Here is a 455-nt window from a genome sequence, read left to right on the forward strand (position 1 = left end):
GCATGCCCCCGCCGGATGTACAGTTGCTCTTCGATGTTCTCCTTGTGCCGGTCCACCTGCTGCGGCAGCTGGCCGGGCCTCCAATCCTCCTGGATGGCCCGCCGGAGGAAGCCCGCAGGGTTCCGGACGGGCCGGGGAGACTGCCGCATCAAGAGCAGCAGCTCCAGCACCCGCCCAAAGTCCAGATCGCCCAGGAGCGCCTGGATTTCCTCCGTCGGCTCCGTCAGTGTGGCGATCCGGTAAGCCTGGTCAATTGCAGCCAGCTTATTCACTGACTTGCTCCACAAGCACAGCGCCGCCAGGCAACCCCCCATCATTCACAAAGCGCCCAATGGCATTCTCAGGCCCGTACTGGTCCAGATAAATGATTACAGTTGCTCCCCATGATGGGTTTTCTTTCACCTCAATAATTCTCACTTTCCCGTGGCCTTCCGTGTCGATCACCATTCCAACAG

The 455-nt window shown here is 60.0% G+C and carries 2 protein-coding genes; both read right to left on the reverse strand.

Annotated elements, in window-relative coordinates:
• The coding region (locus KIH86_RS27950; protein ID WP_223110778.1) for a hypothetical protein at nt 1-272 on the reverse strand (272 nt) is incomplete at its 3' end.
• On the reverse strand, nt 265-455 hold a 191-nt coding region (locus KIH86_RS27955), incomplete at its 5' end, for a hypothetical protein (protein ID WP_223110779.1). The genes KIH86_RS27955 and KIH86_RS27950, both read right to left, overlap by 8 nt.

It is taken from the genome of Paenibacillus sinensis (assembly GCF_019904155.1).
Lineage (GTDB): Bacteria > Bacillota > Bacilli > Paenibacillales > Paenibacillaceae > Paenibacillus_AQ > Paenibacillus_AQ sinensis.